Origin of the sequence: Actinomadura verrucosospora (assembly GCF_039540335.1) — a bacterium.
GTDB classification, from domain to species: domain Bacteria; phylum Actinomycetota; class Actinomycetes; order Streptosporangiales; family Streptosporangiaceae; genus Spirillospora; species Spirillospora verrucosospora.
Genome location: NZ_BAABEV010000059.1, coordinates 13,975 through 30,708 on the forward strand (window position 1 = coordinate 13,975; position 16,734 = coordinate 30,708).

The following is a 16,734-nucleotide window of genomic DNA, read 5'->3' on the forward strand; positions in this document are numbered from 1 at the left end:
CGTGTGTCCCACGGTATTCGCTGCGCCGCCCGGGACAAGCCCTCCGGCGCACTCGATTGAGATTTACCGCTTCGAGCCTACGGTTATTCCCGGCCCGCCGCCGGGGCGACCGGGTCCCGGTGACGGGTACCGGCCGGTAGATCGGTGGGACGGAGAGTGGGAGGATGTCCCATCATCTCCCGTCGGCCAGGACCGGGGCACGCCCGCGCGGGGGCGTCCGGTCCGAGGGAAAGGTACCCGCATACGATGCTCTGGTTCTGGATCCTGCTGAGGATCGTCCTCTCCCCGGTCATGTACCTGCTGTGGTGGCCGCGGAACCGGGGGGCGCGCAACGTCCCGAAGCGCGGGCCGGCGCTGATGGTGAGCAACCACCTGTCGTTCGCCGACCACTTCTTCGGCCCGCTGCCGCTGATGCGCCCGATCTTCTTCATCGGCAAGGAGGAGTACTTCACCGGCCGGGGGATCAAGGGGCTGATCAGCAAGGGGTTCTTCACCGGCGTCGGGGTGGTGCCGGTCGACCGGACCGGCGGCTCGGCCGCCGAGGCGGCGCTGCAGACGGGGCTGCGCATCCTCGGCGAGGGCAAGCTGCTCGGCATCTACCCTGAGGGCACCCGGGCGCCCGACAACCGGCTGTACCGCGGCAAGACGGGGGTCGCGCGGCTGGCGCTGAAGTCGCGGGTGCCGGTGATCCCGATGGCGATGGTCAACACGTTCGAGCTGATGCCGCCCGGCCGGCCGTACCCGCGGCTCGGGATCCGGCCGGGCGTGCGGTTCGGCGAGCCCATGGACTTCTCCCGCTACTACGGGCGCGAGGACGACCACGAGGTGCTCCGCGAGATCACCGACGAGATCATGATGGCGATCCAGCGGCTGTCCGGGCAGGAGTACGTCGACCGGTACTCCGCCGAGGTGAAGGCGGAGCTGGCCGGCAAGGAGGTGCGTCCGGTCGAGGACGACGACGGAGGGCTGAGTGACCGCGGCTGAGCCGCGCGGGACGGGCCTGGAGACCGCGCTGTGGCGGGCCGTGGCCGTCTACCGCGGGCTCGCCCTGTGCTACGCCGCGGTCGTGATCGCCATGAACCACGGCGGCTACGCCCACCCCTTCGGCGGATGGGCCGTCCTCGCCCTCATGGCCGGATGGACCGGCTACGCGTCGTTCGCCTTCGGCCCCGCCGCCTTCGCCGGCAGCGGCCGGGCGCGCCGCGGCCGGCCGCTGCTGGCCGCCGACCTCGCCGTCGCGGCGGGGTGCGTGCTCGCGACGGCGTGGGTGGAGGAGGCCGGGAACATCTCCGCCGGGCGCCCGACGCTGCCGGTGTCGTGGGTGGCGGCCGCGGTGCTGGCGTGGGCGGTCGCGGGCGGGCGGCGGGCGGGCGTCGCCGCCGCGGCCGTCCTGGCCGCCGCGAACCTGCTGGTGCACGCGGCCGCCGGGACGAGCGGCATCGGCGGCACGACGTTCAACGGCATCGTGCTGCTGTTCTTCGCGGGACTCGTCGTCGGGCACGTCGTGCGTCTCGCGCGGGAGGCGGAGGCGCGGCTGGCGCGGGCCGTCGAGCTGGAGGCGGCGACCCGGGAGCGGGAGCGGCTGGCGCGGCGCATCCACGACTCGGTGCTGCAGGTGCTGGCGATCGGGCGGCTGCGCGGCATCGGCCTCGGCGGCGAGGCGGCCGAGCTGGGCCGCCTCGCGGGCGAGCAGGAGGCGGCGCTGCGCGCCCTCGTCGGCGCGGGCCCGGCGGCGCCGCCCCCGGACGCCTCCGGCGGCGGCACGGACCTGCGGGCGCTGCTGACCGGGCACGCCTCCACCTCCGTGACGGTGTCGACGCCCGCCACGGAGGTGCGGCTGCCCGCCCACGCCGCCGGGGAGGTCGGGGCGGCGGTGGCGGCGGCGCTCGACAACGTCCGGCGGCACTGCGGCGAGGGGGCCCGCGCGTGGGTCCTGCTGGAGGACGGCGAGGGCGAGGTGACCGTCAGCGTCCGCGACGACGGCCCCGGCATGCCTCCCGGGCGGCTGGACCGGGCCGCGGCGGACGGGCGGCTCGGCGTCGCCCAGTCCATCCGCGGCCGCATCGCCGACCTCGGCGGAACCGTGTCGATCGTCTCCGCGGAGGGCGACGGGACCGAGGTCGAGATGACCGTGCCGCGGGCTAGGGTGTGACCGTGAGCGACGTTCCCCTCCGGCCTCTGCGGGTCATGGTCGTGGACGACCATCCGATGTGGCGCGAGGCGGTGGCCCGCGACCTCGGCGAGGTCGGGCACGACGTGGTCGCGACCGCCGGGGAGGGCCGCGCCGCCGTCCGCATCGCCGCCGCCGCCCGCCCGCAGGTGGCGGTGGTCGACCTCCAGCTGCCCGACCTCAGCGGGGTCGAGGTGACCCGGCGCCTCGCCGCCGCCGACCCGCCCGTCCGCGTGCTGGTGCTGTCGGCCAGCGGCGAGCAGCAGGACGTCCTGGAGGCGGTGAAGGCGGGCGCGACCGGCTACCTGCTCAAGTCCGCCGCCCGCGAGGAGTTCCTGGACGCCGTCCGGCGGACGGGCGAGGGCGACGCCGTCTTCACCCCGGGGCTCGCCGGGCTCGTCCTCGGCGAGTACCGCCGCCTCGCCGCCGCCCCGGCCCGCGAGGACGACGACGCGCCGCGGCTGACCGACCGCGAGACCGAGGTGCTGCGCCTCGTCGCGAAGGGGCTGACCTACAAGCAGATCGCGCAGCGCCTCGTCCTGTCCCACCGGACGGTGCAGAACCACGTGCAGAACACCCTCGGCAAGCTCCAGCTCCACAACCGCGTCGAACTCGTCCGCTACGCCATCGAGAAGGGCCTCGACGAGGAGGAGTAGCGCGGGGCGAACCGCCGCGGCGGCGCCTGCGTCTCAACGCCAGAAGGCGAAGAGCGACGGGAGCGCGTCATGACGGACGAGATCCTGGGGCCCGCGCTGGGGTTCCTCGCGGCCCACCTCCTGGTCGGGCTCGTGCTGCTGGCGGTCCTGCGGAATTTGCGCGCCGTGATGCGGCGGGGCAGGCCTCCGGCGCGCGATCTGCATCCCTACGAGGTCGCCTACCTGCGGGGCGGAGGGCGCCACGCGATCGCCGCCTCGCTCACGGCGCTGCGGCTGGACGGCGCGGTCGACGCCTACGCCGACGGCAGGCTGCTGGCCACCGAGCCGTCAGCCGCGGGGCCGCGCGCGGCCGGGACGCCGCTGGACGCGGCGGTCTTCGGGGCGGTCGCGCACCTGCGGGCCGGAACGCTCGCCGAGCTCACCGCCGAGCCGGGCGTCCGCGCGGAGCTCGACCGGCTCCGCGACGGGCTCGCCGCGCAGGGGATGGTGCTCGCGCCGGCCGGGCGCCGCCGGCTGCGCAACCTCCAGGCGGTCATGTTCGGGTGGATGATGCTGGGCTTCGTCGCCTTCGTCATGACCGACGCCTTCGGCGGGTTCCCGGCGAAGCTCGTGCCGATCGCCGAGCTGATCGGTCTCGGCTTCGGAGCCCTCGGCCTCGCCTCGGGCGCCGAGCGGACGCGGGAGGGCGAGCTGGCCGTCGAGCGGATCAAGGAGTCCCGTTCCGCCCTGGACCCGGCGAACGAGCCGTCCTACGCCGGGCTGCCGGCGCCCGACGCGCTCATGGGCGTGGCGCTGTTCGGCACGGCCGCGCTCCTGGCGCTCGACCCGGTGTTCGCCCAGACCGTGGGGCTCGGCCGGTACCTGGAGATGGCCGGGGTCGCGGCCGCCTCCGGCGGCCACTCGGGCTCCTCCTGCTCCTCGACCGCCTTGGTGTGCTCGTCCTCCTCCTGCGGAGGCGGCGGCTCGTGCGGGGGCGGGAGCGGCTGCGGCGGGGGCGGGAGCGGCTGCGGCGGCGGCGGGAGGTGCGGAGGGGGCGGTGGTTGCGGCGGAGGGGGCTGAGATGCGGCTGGGCGTGGGGATCGGCTGGCGTCCCGAGATCGCCGGGTTCGTCGGCGCGCTGCCGGGGCTGCGCTTCACCGAGGTGATCGCCGAGTCGGTGCATCCGGCGGAGCCCGTCCCGGAGCTGCTCGCGCTGCGCGACCGCGGCGCGGCGATCGTCCCGCACGGGGTGCGGCTGTCGCTGGGCGGCGCCGAGCCCGTGGCCGCCGAGCGCGTCGCGCACCTGGCCGCCTGCGCCGAGGCGCTCGGCGCGCCGCTGGCGAGCGAGCACGTCGCGTTCGTCCGCGCGGGCGGCGTCGAGGCCGGGCACCTGCTGCCGGTGCCGCGCACCCGGGCCGCGCTGGACGCGCTGACCGCCAACATCCGCCGGACGCAGGCGGAGCTGCCCGTCCCGCTGGCCGTCGAGCCCATCGCCGCCCTCTTCGACTGGCCGGACGCCGAGTACTCCGAGGCCGACTTCCTCACCGAGCTGCTGGAGCGCACCGGCGCACTCCTGCTGCTGGACGTCGCCAACGTGTACGCCAACGCGCGCAACCGCGGCGAGGACCCCGCGGACCTCCTCGACCGCCTCCCGCTGGACCGCGTCGCCTACTGCCACGTCGCGGGCGGCTCGGAGGAGGGCGGGCGGTACCACGACACGCACGCCGCCGCCGTTCCCGCCGAGGTGCTGGAGCTGGTCGCGGAGCTGTGCGCGCGGCGCCGCCCGCCCGGCCTCCTGCTGGAGCGCGACGGCCGCTACCCGCCCGCCGCGGAGCTGCGCGCCGAGCTCGACGCCGTCGCCGCCGCCTCCGGACTGGAGCCCGTCACATGAGCGGATCCGACACGAGCGGATTCGACGCCGGGCTGGCGGCGGCGCAGGAGGCGCTCGTCCGGGCCATGACGGCGGGCGGGCCGATGCCGGAGGGGTTCGACGCCGGCGCGGTGCGGGCCGCCGCGCACGGGATCCTGCTGAAGCGGGCGGGCGAGGTCGCCCGCGCATGGCCGGCCCTGTCCGCCTCGTACGGGACGTCCTGGAAGGCGGTCTTCGCGGCGTGGGCCGCCGAGCGCCCGACGCGCGGCTCCTTCCGGGACGGCTGGGACTTCGCGCGCGCGAACCGGGACCGTCTCGCGGGCGACGCGGCGCGGGAACTCGCGCTGGCGGAGGTGCGGTGGTCCTATGACGGGCAGGCCCCGCCGCGCCCGCGCGGGGTCGCGGCGCGGCGCGTGCCCGGGGGAGTGGCGGCGGCCTTCCGCGGCCGGGTCCGCGTCTTCGGCCGGGACCCGTCCGGCTGAGGGCGCCGTCGCCGCGAACGAAGTGCCGCGGGGCCCTGCCACGGGCTATGGTCTAGACCATTGGCGGCGCGCCGGGGCATCCGGCGGAGGCCTGCGCCGCCGCGTGCGACGACTAGGCTGAGAACGTGGACCGAGGGAGGAGCCCGGTGGCGGGAGAAGGTGACGGCATGCGCGTCGGAGTGCTGACCGGAGGCGGAGACTGCCCCGGCCTGAACGCGGTGATCCGCGCGGTCGTCCGCAAGGGCGTCCAGGTCTACGGCTACGAGTTCGTCGGGTTCCGGGCCGGCTGGCGCGGGCCCCTCGAAGGCGACACCGTGGCCCTCGACGTCCAGGCCGTGCGCGGGATCCTGCCGCGCGGCGGGACGATCCTCGGCTCGTCGCGGACCAACCCGGTCAAGGTCGAGGGCGGCGTCGAGCGGATCAAGGACAACCTCGCGGGCCTCGGCGTGGACGCGCTGATCGCCATCGGCGGCGAGGACACCCTCGGCGTCGCGCGCGAGCTGTACGCCAACGGGGTCAACGTCGTCGGCGTCCCGAAGACGATCGACAACGACCTGAACGCGACCGACTACACCTTCGGGTTCGACACCGCGGTGAACATCGGCATGGAGGCCGTCGACCGGCTGCACACCACCGCCGAGAGCCACCACCGCGCGCTGATCTGCGAGGTCATGGGCCGGCACGCGGGATGGATCGCGCTGCACGTCGGCATGGCCGCCGGCGCCAACGTCATCCTCATCCCCGAGCGGCCCTTCGACATCGAGAAGGTCTGCCAGTACGTGGAGAGCCGGTTCAAGACCCGCTACGCCCCGATCATCGTGGTGTCGGAGGGCGCGCACCCCATCGACGGGCAGATGCAGCTGCAGACCGGTGAGCGGGACGCGTTCGGGCACGTCCGGCTCGGCGGCATCGGGCAGGCCCTCGCCGACGAGATCGAGAAGCGCACCGGCAAGGAGGCCCGCGCCACCGTGCTCGGGCACATCCAGCGCGGCGGCACCCCCACCGCGTTCGACCGCGTCCTCGCCACCCGCTTCGGCCTCCAGGCGATCGACGCCGTCAAGGACGGCGACTACGGCAAGATGGTCGCCCTCCAGGGCACCGACATCATCCGCGTCGGCCTCGACGAGGCGACGAAGGAGCTCAAGACCGTCCCGCTGGAACGCTACTCCGAGGCCGAGGTCTTCTTCGGCTGATCGTCCCGCCCGGGCGGGAACAGGGAATGCGGGTCGCGGTGTTGGCCTCTCTGGGCCACACTGGAGGTCCCCTCTTTACCCTGTTCCCGCCAGGAGGATCACGCATGACCACGCTCGACACCGCGCCCGGCACCGCGGCGGCGGACGTCCGGGAGCAGTCGCCGGTCGACGGTGAGCCGTGCGTGCTGCTCAAACTGGGCGAGATCGTCCTCAAGGGCAAGAACCGCGAGCAGTTCGAGCGCCGCCTCGCCGACAACGTGCGCACCGCCGTCCGGCCGATCGCCCGGGTGGACGTCGTCCGCCGGCACGGCGTCTTCATCGTCCGCAAACACGATGCCGACCTGGCCACCATGGAGCGGGTCGCGCAGCGGATCACCGACGTCATGGGCATCGTCTGGGCGCACCGCGCCTGGCGGGTCGGCAAGGACCTCGCCAGCGTCGAGCGCGCCGCCCTGGAGCTCATGGACGGGCGGACCGGCACGTTCGCCGTCCGGTCCCGGCGCCGCGACAAGCGGTTCCCGATGACCTCCACCGAGCTCGACCGGCACATCGGCACGCTCGTCACCGCCCGCTACGGCCAGCCCGTCCGGCTCAAGAACCCCGACCACACCCTGTCGATCGAGGTCGACCGCGACGAGGTGTTCGTCTACTCCGGCGGCCTCGCCGGGCAGGGCGGCCTGCCCGTCGGGATGAGCGGCCGCGGCCTCGTGCTGATGTCGGGCGGCATCGACTCGCCCGTCGCCGCGTACCGGATGATGCGCCGCGGCCTGCGCGTCGACTACCTGCACTTCTCCGGGATGCCGTTCACCGGCCCCGAGTCGATCTACAAGGCGTACGCGCTGGTCCGCGAGCTGGACAAGTTCCAGACCGGGTCCCGGCTGTTCGTCGTGCCGTTCGGCAAGGCGCAGCAGCAGATCAAGTCGTCCGGCGCCGACCGGCTCGCGGTGATCGCGCAGCGGCGGCTGATGCTGCGCACCGGGGAGGTCCTCGCCCGGCGGCTGCGCGGCTCCGCGCTGATCACCGGCGACGCGCTCGGGCAGGTGTCCAGCCAGACCCTCGCCAACATCACCGCGCTGGACGACGCCGTCGAGCTGCCCATCCTGCGGCCCCTCGTCGGCATGGACAAGGTCGAGATCATGGACCAGGCGCGCCGCATCCGCACCCTGACGATCTCCGAGCTGCCCGACGAGGACTGCTGCACCCTGCTCGCGCCCCGCCGCGCCGAGACCCGGGCCAAGATCGACGACCTGCGGCAGATCGAGAAGCGCCTCGACGTCGGCGAGCTCGCCGACCAGCTCGCCGCGTCCGTCCAGGAGCACCGGCCCGCCTACGGCGACCCGGCCGTCTGACCCGCCCGCCCGGCGTCCGAGGCCCGCGGCTAGCGGGCGTCGAAGTCCGTCGGGCGGGGCGGCTCGGGCCCGTCCGGGCCCATCAGGGTGATCCGCTCGATGCGGACGATGCGGAAGCGGCGGCCCGCGACGGCGATGCCGTTGCGGCGGCTGTCGTCCTCCAGCAGCTCCGCCGCCTCGGCGAACCGGGCGACGTCGTCCTCGGCGGGGCTCTCCACCGCGGGCACCACGTGCCTGAAGTAGGTGGCCAGCGAGTCGCGGGCCTGCTGCGGCGCGTCGTACAGGCGCCCCACGGGCCGCCAGCGCCGCTCGCCGCGCTCGGCGACCGTGAACGCGGGCGCCAGCGCGACCGGGGTGAGGAACGCGCCGGACGGCTCGTTCCCCCTGGCCGCCGCGGCGTCCAGCACCTGGCACAGCAGCTCGGCGGTCGCGAGGTCGGACGCCGGGCCGTCGTCGGGCAGCAGCTCGTGCGGCCGGACGGGCGGGACGCGGCCGCACGACGGCAGCGGATCCAGGTCGGTCGGGCGGGGCGGCTCGGGCCCGTCCGGCCCGGTGCGGGCCAGCTGCTCGATCCGCGCGATGCGGAACCGCCGCCCGCCCGCGGTCACCTCGTCGGCCGGCTCGCGCCGCAGCGTCCGGGCCGCGGCCGCCAGGTCGCGCGCCCGGGCTCCGTAGTCCGCCGCGGCGCGGTCCTCCAGGTGGTCGGCGAGGATCTCGCGCGCGCCCTGCGGCAGCGGGTCGAACGGGCACACGACCTGCCAGCCGCCCGGAACCCGCTCGGCGGCGGTGAACACGGCGCCGAGGGCCACGAGCTCCGGGTAGGCGGCCAGGGCGCGGCGCGCGTCCGCCAGCAGCACGGCGGCGACCGGATCGACGCCGTCCAGGTTCTCCGGGAAGAGCCGCCCCCCGGCGTCACCATCTCCCGTCGTCATGCCGGTCATCATCCTCGCCGCGCCGTGCCCGGCCAATGGTTCAGACCAATTCGTTACCGCCCTGTGCGCCTTCCCCGCGGCCCCGTGCGCCGTCGCCGGAGCCGCGCCGGCGGACGGGCGCCACGAGGACCACCAGGCTCGCCGCCAGCAGCGCGAGGCCGCCGAGCGCCGGGCCGCCGAGCCGCTCGCCCAGCAGCACCGTGCCGAGCGCCGCCGCCACCGCCGGCTCCGCGAGCGTCAGCGTCGTCGCCGTCGTCGCCGGCGTGGTGCGCAGGCCCCGGGCGAACAGCAGGTAGCCGCCGCCCGTGGTGATCACGCCGAGGTAGAGCGCGATGAGCGCGCCGCTCCCGGTGAGCAGCCAGCCCGTCGGCCCGGCGAGCAGCACGGGGACCAGCGGAAGGGCCGCCGCGCCGAACAGCGCCGCGGCGACGGCCCGGTCCTCCTCGCCCCGGGTGATGAGGACGGACGCCACCGTCGCGTACACCGCGTACGACAGCCCGGACAGCAGGGCCAGCCCGATGCCGAGCGGCTCCGCGCCCGCGTCCCGGCCGCCGCCGACGAGCAGCGCGCAGCCCGCGACGGCCCCCGCCGTGGCGAGCGCCCACCGTCCGGTGGGCGCGGCGCCGCGCGCCAGCAGCCCGATCACGCCGGCGAACACCGGCGCGCTGCCGATCGTGACGACGGTGCCGACCGCGACGCCCGTGCGCCCGGCGGCGACGAAGAACGCCGTCTGGTAGACGGTGACGGCGGCCGCTCCGAGGGCCACGAGCGGCAGGTTGCGGCGGTCCGTCAGCAGGCGGCGCAGCCCCGCGCCGCGGCGCGTGCACGCGGCGAGGGCCAGCAGGACGAGCCCGCCGATGATGATGCGGATCGCGGCGACCGAGTACGGGGACGCGCCGTCCGCGAACGTGCGGACGGTGCCGGTCGTCCCCCACAGGGACGCCGCGAGCAGGACGTCGGCGCCGCCGCGCCGGGCACTGGACCGAGAGGGCTTTTCGGACGCGCGCCGAAGAGAGGTGTTCTGTGACACGGGAGAAGGGCTCCTGGGCTCGAATCGGAAGGGAGGATCCGGATTCGGGGCGCAGGACGGCGCGGCCGGGGCGCGTGGTCGCGCCGGGCCGTGTCGTGATCAGCAGGAATGCGGTCGCCGCGCCCCGTCAGGAGCGCGGCGGTCCGCAATCAGGTGCCCAGTAAGCCATGGTTCAGGACGATACCCGTTCGGCGTCCCCGCCGGACGGCCGGGCGGGGCGGGCGGATCAGGCGGGCACGGCGTCGGGGTCCTCGCTCCTGGTGAGGGAGCGGCCGACGATCGGGGGCAGGTCGCGGACGAGCTTGGCGAGCTCGCGCAGGTCGCCGTCGACCAGGGCCTGCGGGCCGTCGCACAGGGCGGTCTCCGGGTGCGGGTGCACGTCGATGATCACACCGTCGGCGCCGATCGCGATCGCCGCGCGGGTCAGCGGCAGGACCAGGTCGCGGCTGCCGCCCGAGTGCGACGGGTCCACGATGACCGGCAGGTGGGAGAGGCGCTGCGCCACCGGCACCGCGGAGATGTCGAGGGTGTTGCGGGTCGCCCGCTCGAACGTGCGGATGCCCCGCTCGCAGAGCACGATGTCGAGGTTGCCGCGCTGCGCGACGTACTCGGCGGCCATCAGCCACTCCTCGATCGTCCCGTTCATGCCGCGCTTCAGCATGACCGGCTTGCCCGACTCGCCGGCGGCCTGCAGGAGCGCGAAGTTCTGCGCGTTGCGGGTGCCGATCTGCAGCATGTCGGCGTAGGAGGCGACGAGCTCGACGTCGGCGGCGTCCACGACCTCGGTGACGATCGGCATGCCGGTCTCCTCGCGCACGTCCGCGAGGATGCGCAGCCCGGCCTCGCCGAGGCCCTGGAACGCGTACGGCGACGTGCGCGGCTTGAACGCGCCGCCGCGCAGCAGCGTCGCGCCCGCGGCCTGCGCCATCTGCGCCGCGCCGAGGGTCTGCTCGGGGGTCTCCACCGCGCACGGGCCGGCGATCAGCGTCATGGTGCCGGGGCCGATCGGCACCCCGCCGACCCGGACGACCGTCCGCTCGGCGTGGTTCTCGCGGCTCACCAGCTTGTAGGGCGCCGAGATGCGGATGACGTCGCTGACGCCGCGCATCCCGCGCAGGTTCAGCGAGCCGAACTGCTGGACGTCGCCCACCAGCCCGACGATGGTCCGCTCCACTCCGCGGCTGACGAAGGCGTCGCCTCCTGCCGTCTCGACCAGTGAGACGACGGCTCTGACGTCCGCTTCGCTGGCCTCCGGGGCCATGACGACGACCATGGGTTGCTGCCTCTCGTTCATGCCCCGGGAGGCCGGCCGGTCCCCGGAACGACGAAAGCCCCGGGCCGGCCGGCCCGGGGCTTTCGCCTTCGTGGTCTGTCAGCGCAGCGTCTGGCAGACCAGCCGTCCGGGCTGGTCGGGCCAAAAGAAATACACGACGTTGCGCACGGGGAAAGCGTAGCCGATGTCGGGACCCGCGGCCCCCCGCGGACCCCGGATATGGCTCAGCTCACTCCGGATGGCAGGATGGCCGCGTCATGACCCACCCCGAACAGCCCGCGCCGCAGCCGGGCGAACTGCCGCCCGGGCAGTACGTCCCCCGGGGCTGGCCCGTCCTGCACTACGGCCCCGTCCCGAAGTTCCGTCCCAAGGACTGGGATTTCCGGGTCTTCGGCGCCACTGAGTCGGGGGAGCAGCACCGCTGGACCTGGGACGAGTTCGACGCGCTGCCGAAGGCCGCCTCGGTCGCCGACTTCCACTGCGTCACCAAGTTCACCATCCCGGACAACGAATGGCGGGGCGTCCCCGGCACGGCGATCACCGAGCTGGCGCCGCCCGCGCCGGACGTCACGCACGTCATGGTCTGGGCCGAGTACGGCTACAGCGCCAACATCCGGATGAGCGACTTCCTCGCCGACGGGACGATGTTCGCCACCCACCGCGACGGCGAGCGCCTCACCCCCGACCACGGCTTCCCCGTCCGCATCGTCATCCCGCACCTGTACGCGTGGAAGAGCGTGAAATGGGTCCGGGGCGTGGAGTACCTGGTGAAGGACCGCCGGGGCTTCTGGGAGGAGCGCGGGTACCACAACGTCGCCGACCCGTGGCGGGAGCAGCGCTACTCGTATCAGGAGGACGAGGGCGAGTCGCCCCCGCTGTGATCGGATCCGCGCGATTGGTCCGCCGGCGCGGGACTTCCGGTCGGCCGAACGTGTCCCATTCGAGACCTCGGTAAATCGGCAACAGGCGCACCCGCGGCGATGATAGCCATTACCGTAAGTTTCCATGGACCTACCGTCCGTCACAGATGTCGTGGTGTACGCCGCGGCAGCCGGGGCCAGCGGGGTCTGGGCGCCGCGCCGGTGGTGCCTCCTGCCGCGGCGCGGGCACGCCGATCCGGCGGAGGCGGCCGCCCTCGCCGCCCTGCACCTGATCGCGCACGCCGCGCCCCCGCTGCGGGCCGGGCTCACCGGCGACGCGGCGCGCAGGGCGACCCGGCTGCTGCGCTCGCTGCTCGGCGCCGAGGCGGTCGCGATCGTCGCGGTGCGCCCGCCCGGCGACCCGACCGGGGCCGACGCCCCCGACGCCCCCAAGGGCCCCGACGGCGCCGGTGACGACGCCTCCGCCGCGCCGCGGCTGCTGGCCTGGGAGGGTGCGGGCCGCGGCGCCCACGCGGGCGAGGCCGTCGCGCACGCGCTGCCCGTCCTGACCTCCGGCAGGCCCCGGGTCGTCACGCCGGAGCCGCTCGCCTGCGGCGACCCCCAGTGCGGCGTCCAGGTGGCCATGATCGCCCCCCTCGCCGTCGAGGGCCGCGTCGAGGGCACGCTGAGCGCGTACTGGCCGAGCCCGTCCACCGCGCGGGTCCGCGCGGTGGGGGAGGCGGCCCGGCTCGTCACCGGGCAGCTCGAACTGGCCGGGCTCGACTCGGTCCGCGTCCGCCTCGCCGAGGCCGAGCTGCGCGCGCTGCGCGCGCAGATCTCGCCGCACTTCGTCTACAACTCGCTCACCACGATCGCCTCGTTCGTCCGCACCGACCCCGAGCGGGCCCGCGGCCTGCTGCTGGACTTCGCCGACTTCGCCCGCTACTCGTTCCGCAACCCGCGCGACTTCACCACGCTCGCCGACGAGCTGCGCTCGATCGACCGCTACCTGCTTCTGGAGCGCGCCAGATTCGGCGAGCGGCTCCAGTGCAACGTCGAGGTCGCGCCCGAGGTGCTGCCGGTCGCCGTCCCGTTCCTCGCGCTCCAACCGCTCGTCGAGAACGCCGTCCGGCACGGCATGGCCGGGGGCCGCCGCGCGTTCCACATCTCCATCGTGGCCCGCGACTCGGGCGCCGAGGCCGCGATCAGCGTCGAGGACGACGGGATCGGCATGGACCCCGAGCGGCTCGAAGAGATCCTCTCGGCGCCCCTCGGCCGGCCCGGGCCCACCGGCTGGGGGAGCGTCGCCACCCACGACCGGCCGGAGAGCGGTCCCGGCATCGGCCTCGCGAACGTCGACGCGCGCATGCGCCAGGTCTACGGGGACGAGTACGGCCTCACCGTCGAGACAGCGCTCGGCGCCGGAACCAAGGTCAAATTGCGCGTCCCGAAGTACCGTCCGGGCGTCTTTCCCGACTGAGGGGCGATCCGGGCGACACGCCACTCACTTTTCGGAACCGATTGCGGACAGACGGTAATCGCGGCAAAGTCGCCCTCATGCTGCACGTCCTCGCCGTCGACGATGAACGCCCGGCCCTGGAGGAGCTGACCTACCTGCTCAGCAAGGACCCGCGGATCGGGCGGGTCACCGGGGCCGCGGACGCCTCGGCCGCGCTCCGCGACCTGAGCCGGATGCTCGTCGAGGGCGAGCGCCTCGACGCCGTGTTCCTCGACATCCGCATGCCGGGCCTCGACGGGCTCGACTTCACCCGGCTGCTGACCGGGTTCGCCGCGCCCCCGCACGTGGTGTTCGTGACCGCGCACGACGACTGCGCCGTGACCGCCTACGAGCTCGGCGCGCTCGACTACCTGCTGAAGCCCGTCCGGCCGGAGCGGCTGGCCGAGTCCGTCCGGCGCGTGGCGGCGGCCGCGCGCCGGCCGTCGCCGCCCGCCGGGGAGACCTCCCCCGACCCCGACGACGAGATGATCCCCGTCGAGCTCGGCGGGCGGACGCGGCTGGTGTCCCGCCGGGCCGTGACCCACGTCGAGGCGAAGGGCGACTACGTGCGGCTGCACACCGCCGACGGCGGCTACCTGGTCCGCATGCCGCTGTCGGCGCTCTCCAAGCGGTGGGAGGGCGCGGGGTTCATCCGGATCCACCGCAGCACCCTCGTCGCGGCCGCGCACATCACCGAGCTGCGCTTCGACGGCGGCCGTGCCGCCGTCCAGATCGGGGACGAGCTGCTGCAGGTCAGCCGCCGCCACACCCGCGAGGTCCGGGACCTGCTCGTCCGCAAGTTCCACCAGCCGGACGAGGGCGCCGGAGACCCGGGGGAGGCCCGCGATGACCGATGAACGCCGCGACACGACGGCGGGCGCGGCGGCCGTCCGCTCCCGTGCGCTGCCGAGCGGTGCACTGCCGGGCGGTGCGACGCCGGGCGCCGCCCAGACCGCCGAGGCCGCGGCGCCCGCGCCGGGCCCGGCCGATCCCGACCCGCCCGATACCGACCCGTCCCCGCTCGTCTGCGGTCCCCCGATCGGACCCGCCGAGGCCCGCCGGCTCATCCGCGCCCAGCTGCGCACCGCCCTCGGCACCGGCGCGTTCGTCATGACCGTGGTGACGGCGCTCCCGGCGCTGATGGCGATCGTTCCGGCGGTGGCGCGGGCCCGCGTGCACGGCGTCCCGCTGCCCTGGCTCGTCCTGGCCTTCGGCATCCAGCCGATCTGGGTCGCCGCGTCGTTCCGCCAGCTCGGCCGCGCCGAGCGCGCCGAACGCGACCTCACGAGACCGGCGGAGAGACGATGACCGCCGTGGCGGTGGCGGCGGCGCTCCTGGCGCTGCTGGTGGCGACCGCCGCGTTCGGCGCCTGCGACCGCCGCTCCGCCTGCACCGCCTCCGACCTCCTGGTCGCCTCCCGGGGCGTCACCCCCTGGCGGAACGCCTCGGCGATCAGCGGCGAGTACCTCTCCGCCGCCGCGTTCCTCGGCACCGCCGGGCTGGTGCTCGCCTACGGCGCCGACATGCTGTGGCTGCCGGTCGCGGCGACCGCCGGGCACGTCCTGCTCCTGGCGTTCGTCACCGCCCCGCTGCGCCGCTCCGGCGCCTATACCGTCTCCGACTTCGCCGAGTGGCGGCTCGGCTCCCCGGCCGTGCGGCGCATCGTCACCTGCTGCGTCTGCTTCATCGGCTGGTTCTACCTGCTGCCGCAGTTCCAGGGCGCCGGCGTGACCCTGCGCGTGATGACCGGCGCCCCGGTGTGGGCGGGCTGGGCCGTCGTGGTCGCGGTCACCCTGCTGCTCGTCGCCTCCGGGGGGATGTGCAGCATCACCGCCGTCCAGAGCCTCCAGTTCTGGGTGAAACTGGTCGCCTTCGCCGTGCCCGCCGCGGCGCTGCTGGTCATGTGGCAGATGGACGGCCGCCCCGACCCCGTCGGCGGCGGGCCCGCGCGGTTCGCGCACACCACCCGGGTCCACGTGAGCACCGAGGTCGCGGTCACCGCGCCCGCCGCCGTCCTCGTCACCGCCCGGGGACCTGTGGACGGCGTCCGCCACGGCGGCGGGGCGATGACCCTCGCCGCGGGCCGGCACACCATGGGCCCCGCCGCCGAGGTGGTCTTCCCGGCCGGGGCGCCGGTGCCCCATGCCGAACGCCTGCCCGTCCAGAGCGGCGAGACCTGGGCCACGCCCTTCGGCCGCGGAGAGGAGCACGGCTTCTACCGCACGTACTCGGCGCTCCTGGGCATCCTGCTCGGCACCATGGGGCTGCCCCACGTCCTCATCCGCTTCTACACCAACCCGAGCGGAAGCACCGCCCGCCGAACCGCCGCCCTGGTCCCCGTGCTCCTCGCGCTCTTCTACGTCTTCCCGACCGTCTACGCGTCCATGGGGCGCCTCTACGCGCCCGAACTGCTGATGACCGGCGACACCGACGCCACCGTCCTGCTGCTGCCCCAGCGCATCCCCGGACCGGCCGGCGCGCTCCTCACCGGTCTCATCACCCTCGGCGCCTTCGCCGCGTTCATCTCCACCTCCTGCGGCCTCGTCGTCACCATCGCCGGCACGGTCACGCAGTGCGCCCGCCGCAGCGGCGTCGCGTCCTTCCGCATCGCCACCGTGTTCGCGCTCCTCGTCCCGCTCGCCCTGCTCCCGAGGATCGGGACGCAGAGCGCCGCCGGCCTCGTCGCCCTGGCCCTCTGCGTCTCGGCGTGCTCCCTGTGTCCGCTCCTGCTGCTCGCCATCTGGTGGCGCGGCCTGACCGCGGCCGGCGCCGCCGCCGGCCTCATCGTCGGCACCGGCCTCGCCGTCGCCTCCGGCGTCCTGCACCTGTACGAGCTCCCCCTGACGGGCTGGCCCGCCGCCGCCGTGGCCGAACCCGCGGCCCTCATCGCCCCCGCCGCGTTCGCCGTCATGGTCGCGGTCTCGCTCCTGACCCGCCGCCGCGTCCCCCGCCGCGCCGACCGCGCCCTGACGAAACTGCACCTCCCCGAGGACGTGTTCGCCCGTTGAGCCCCGTTATGAACCGCTTACGGCGCCGCGCGGCCCGCCGCGCCCCCGCCCCGGACCGCTCGTCCCGCTCCACGGACCGCTCATCCGACGACTACGCTCCGTACAACTATGACTACACACCGTTCATCGAGAGGCGCGTCGTCCCGCTGTCCACAGGTGGCGAACCCCCTCTAATGTTCTCAGTGGCACCACACGTCACACCGCCCGAGGAGGGGCGGGCGGCCCCCGGCCGCGAACCCTCCCACTAGAGCAAATCCGGAGATCCGGCGACACACGCCGGATCGTGAGTCGCAGGATCCCGTACCGGGGGGGTGGGATCCCGCGACCTGTGGCTCGGGCGTCGCTGAACAGTCGGGGGGTTGTTCAGCGACGCCCGAGTCGTTTTTTATTGCTTTTTTCTCCTCCTTCGGGCCTGGCGGCCCTCCATCGTCGAT

16 protein-coding genes are annotated in these 16,734 nt (G+C 74.9%); 13 read left to right on the top strand and 3 right to left on the bottom strand.

From position 1 onward, the window contains the following. Nucleotides 1–246 precede the first annotated feature (246 nt). The 8 genes from ABD944_RS38170 to thiI all read left to right on the top strand — a co-directional run bounded on the left by ABD944_RS38170 (nt 247) and on the right by thiI (nt 7,699). The gene (locus tag ABD944_RS38170; RefSeq protein WP_345185877.1) at nt 247–984 is read left to right on the top strand and encodes a lysophospholipid acyltransferase family protein; all 738 of its coding nucleotides are present in this window, start codon (nt 247–249) and stop codon (nt 982–984) included. Continuing rightward, nucleotides 971–2,152, top strand: a complete 1,182-nt coding sequence (gene macS / locus ABD944_RS38175) for a MacS family sensor histidine kinase (protein WP_345185879.1) — start codon at nt 971–973, stop codon at nt 2,150–2,152. The genes ABD944_RS38170 and macS overlap by 14 nt, the downstream gene beginning before the upstream one ends. 35 nt (nt 2,153–2,187) lie before the next feature. Beyond that, entirely contained in the window at nt 2,188–2,826 is a 639-nt protein-coding gene (locus ABD944_RS38180; protein ID WP_345185954.1) for a response regulator, read from the top strand. A 69-nt stretch (nt 2,827–2,895) separates the two neighbouring features. Further along, a complete protein-coding gene (locus ABD944_RS38185; RefSeq protein ID WP_345185881.1) occupies nt 2,896–3,885 on the top strand; it encodes a TIGR04222 domain-containing membrane protein in 990 nt (329 codons plus the stop codon). 1 nt (nt 3,886) lies between these two features. Continuing rightward, complete coding sequence (locus ABD944_RS38190) at nt 3,887–4,696, top strand: MbnB/TglH/ChrH family RiPP precursor modification enzyme (RefSeq protein ID WP_345185883.1); 810 nt, start codon at nt 3,887–3,889, stop codon at nt 4,694–4,696. Then, a complete protein-coding gene (locus tag ABD944_RS38195; RefSeq protein WP_345185887.1) occupies nt 4,693–5,157 on the top strand; it encodes an SCO6045 C-terminal-like domain-containing protein in 465 nt (154 codons plus the stop codon). Before ABD944_RS38190 ends, ABD944_RS38195 begins: the two co-directional genes overlap by 4 nt. A 167-nt stretch (nt 5,158–5,324) precedes the next feature. Then, a complete protein-coding gene (locus tag ABD944_RS38200) occupies nt 5,325–6,350 on the top strand; it encodes a 6-phosphofructokinase (protein ID WP_345185891.1) in 1,026 nt (341 codons plus the stop codon). 104 nt (nt 6,351–6,454) lie between these two features. Continuing rightward, the gene (gene thiI, locus ABD944_RS38205) at nt 6,455–7,699 is read left to right on the top strand and encodes a tRNA uracil 4-sulfurtransferase ThiI (protein ID WP_345185894.1); all 1,245 of its coding nucleotides are present in this window, start codon (nt 6,455–6,457) and stop codon (nt 7,697–7,699) included. Nucleotides 7,700–7,728: 29 nt separating this feature from the next. Here thiI and ABD944_RS38210 read toward each other — a convergent pair whose 3' ends face one another. The 3 genes from ABD944_RS38210 to aroF all read right to left on the bottom strand — a co-directional run bounded on the left by ABD944_RS38210 (nt 7,729) and on the right by aroF (nt 10,934). Beyond that, nucleotides 7,729–8,631 (bottom strand): DUF5954 family protein, encoded by a 903-nt coding sequence (locus ABD944_RS38210; protein WP_345185896.1) that lies wholly within the window; start codon nt 8,629–8,631, stop codon nt 7,729–7,731. A gap of 40 nt (nt 8,632–8,671) precedes the next feature. Beyond that, complete coding sequence (locus tag ABD944_RS38215) at nt 8,672–9,661, bottom strand: DMT family transporter (protein WP_345185899.1); 990 nt, start codon at nt 9,659–9,661, stop codon at nt 8,672–8,674. A 226-nt stretch (nt 9,662–9,887) separates the two neighbouring features. Next, nucleotides 9,888–10,934, bottom strand: a complete 1,047-nt coding sequence (aroF, locus tag ABD944_RS38220; RefSeq protein ID WP_345185957.1) for a 3-deoxy-7-phosphoheptulonate synthase — start codon at nt 10,932–10,934, stop codon at nt 9,888–9,890. A gap of 257 nt (nt 10,935–11,191) precedes the next feature. Between aroF and ABD944_RS38225 the strand changes: the two genes are divergently transcribed. The 5 genes from ABD944_RS38225 (at nt 11,192) to ABD944_RS38245 (ending at nt 16,300) form a co-directional block, all read left to right on the top strand. Next, on the top strand, nt 11,192–11,815 hold the full coding sequence (locus ABD944_RS38225; protein WP_345185903.1) for a sulfite oxidase-like oxidoreductase: 624 nt from the start codon (nt 11,192–11,194) through the stop codon (nt 11,813–11,815). Between the two features lie 124 nt (nt 11,816–11,939). Beyond that, entirely contained in the window at nt 11,940–13,274 is a 1,335-nt protein-coding gene (locus ABD944_RS38230; protein WP_345185905.1) for a histidine kinase, read from the top strand. A gap of 77 nt (nt 13,275–13,351) precedes the next feature. Further along, nucleotides 13,352–14,149: a LytR/AlgR family response regulator transcription factor gene (locus ABD944_RS38235; RefSeq protein WP_345185909.1), complete on the top strand. Its 798-nt coding sequence runs from the start codon at nt 13,352–13,354 to the stop codon at nt 14,147–14,149. Continuing rightward, nucleotides 14,139–14,600, top strand: coding sequence for a hypothetical protein (locus tag ABD944_RS38240; RefSeq protein WP_345185912.1), 462 nt, complete (start codon nt 14,139–14,141; stop codon nt 14,598–14,600). The genes ABD944_RS38235 and ABD944_RS38240 overlap by 11 nt, the downstream gene beginning before the upstream one ends. Next, nucleotides 14,597–16,300 carry a sodium:solute symporter family transporter gene (locus ABD944_RS38245; protein WP_345185914.1) on the top strand — a complete coding sequence of 568 codons (1,704 nt, stop codon included), beginning with the start codon at nt 14,597–14,599 and terminating at the stop codon, nt 16,298–16,300. Before ABD944_RS38240 ends, ABD944_RS38245 begins: the two co-directional genes overlap by 4 nt. Nucleotides 16,301–16,734 lie beyond the last annotated feature (434 nt).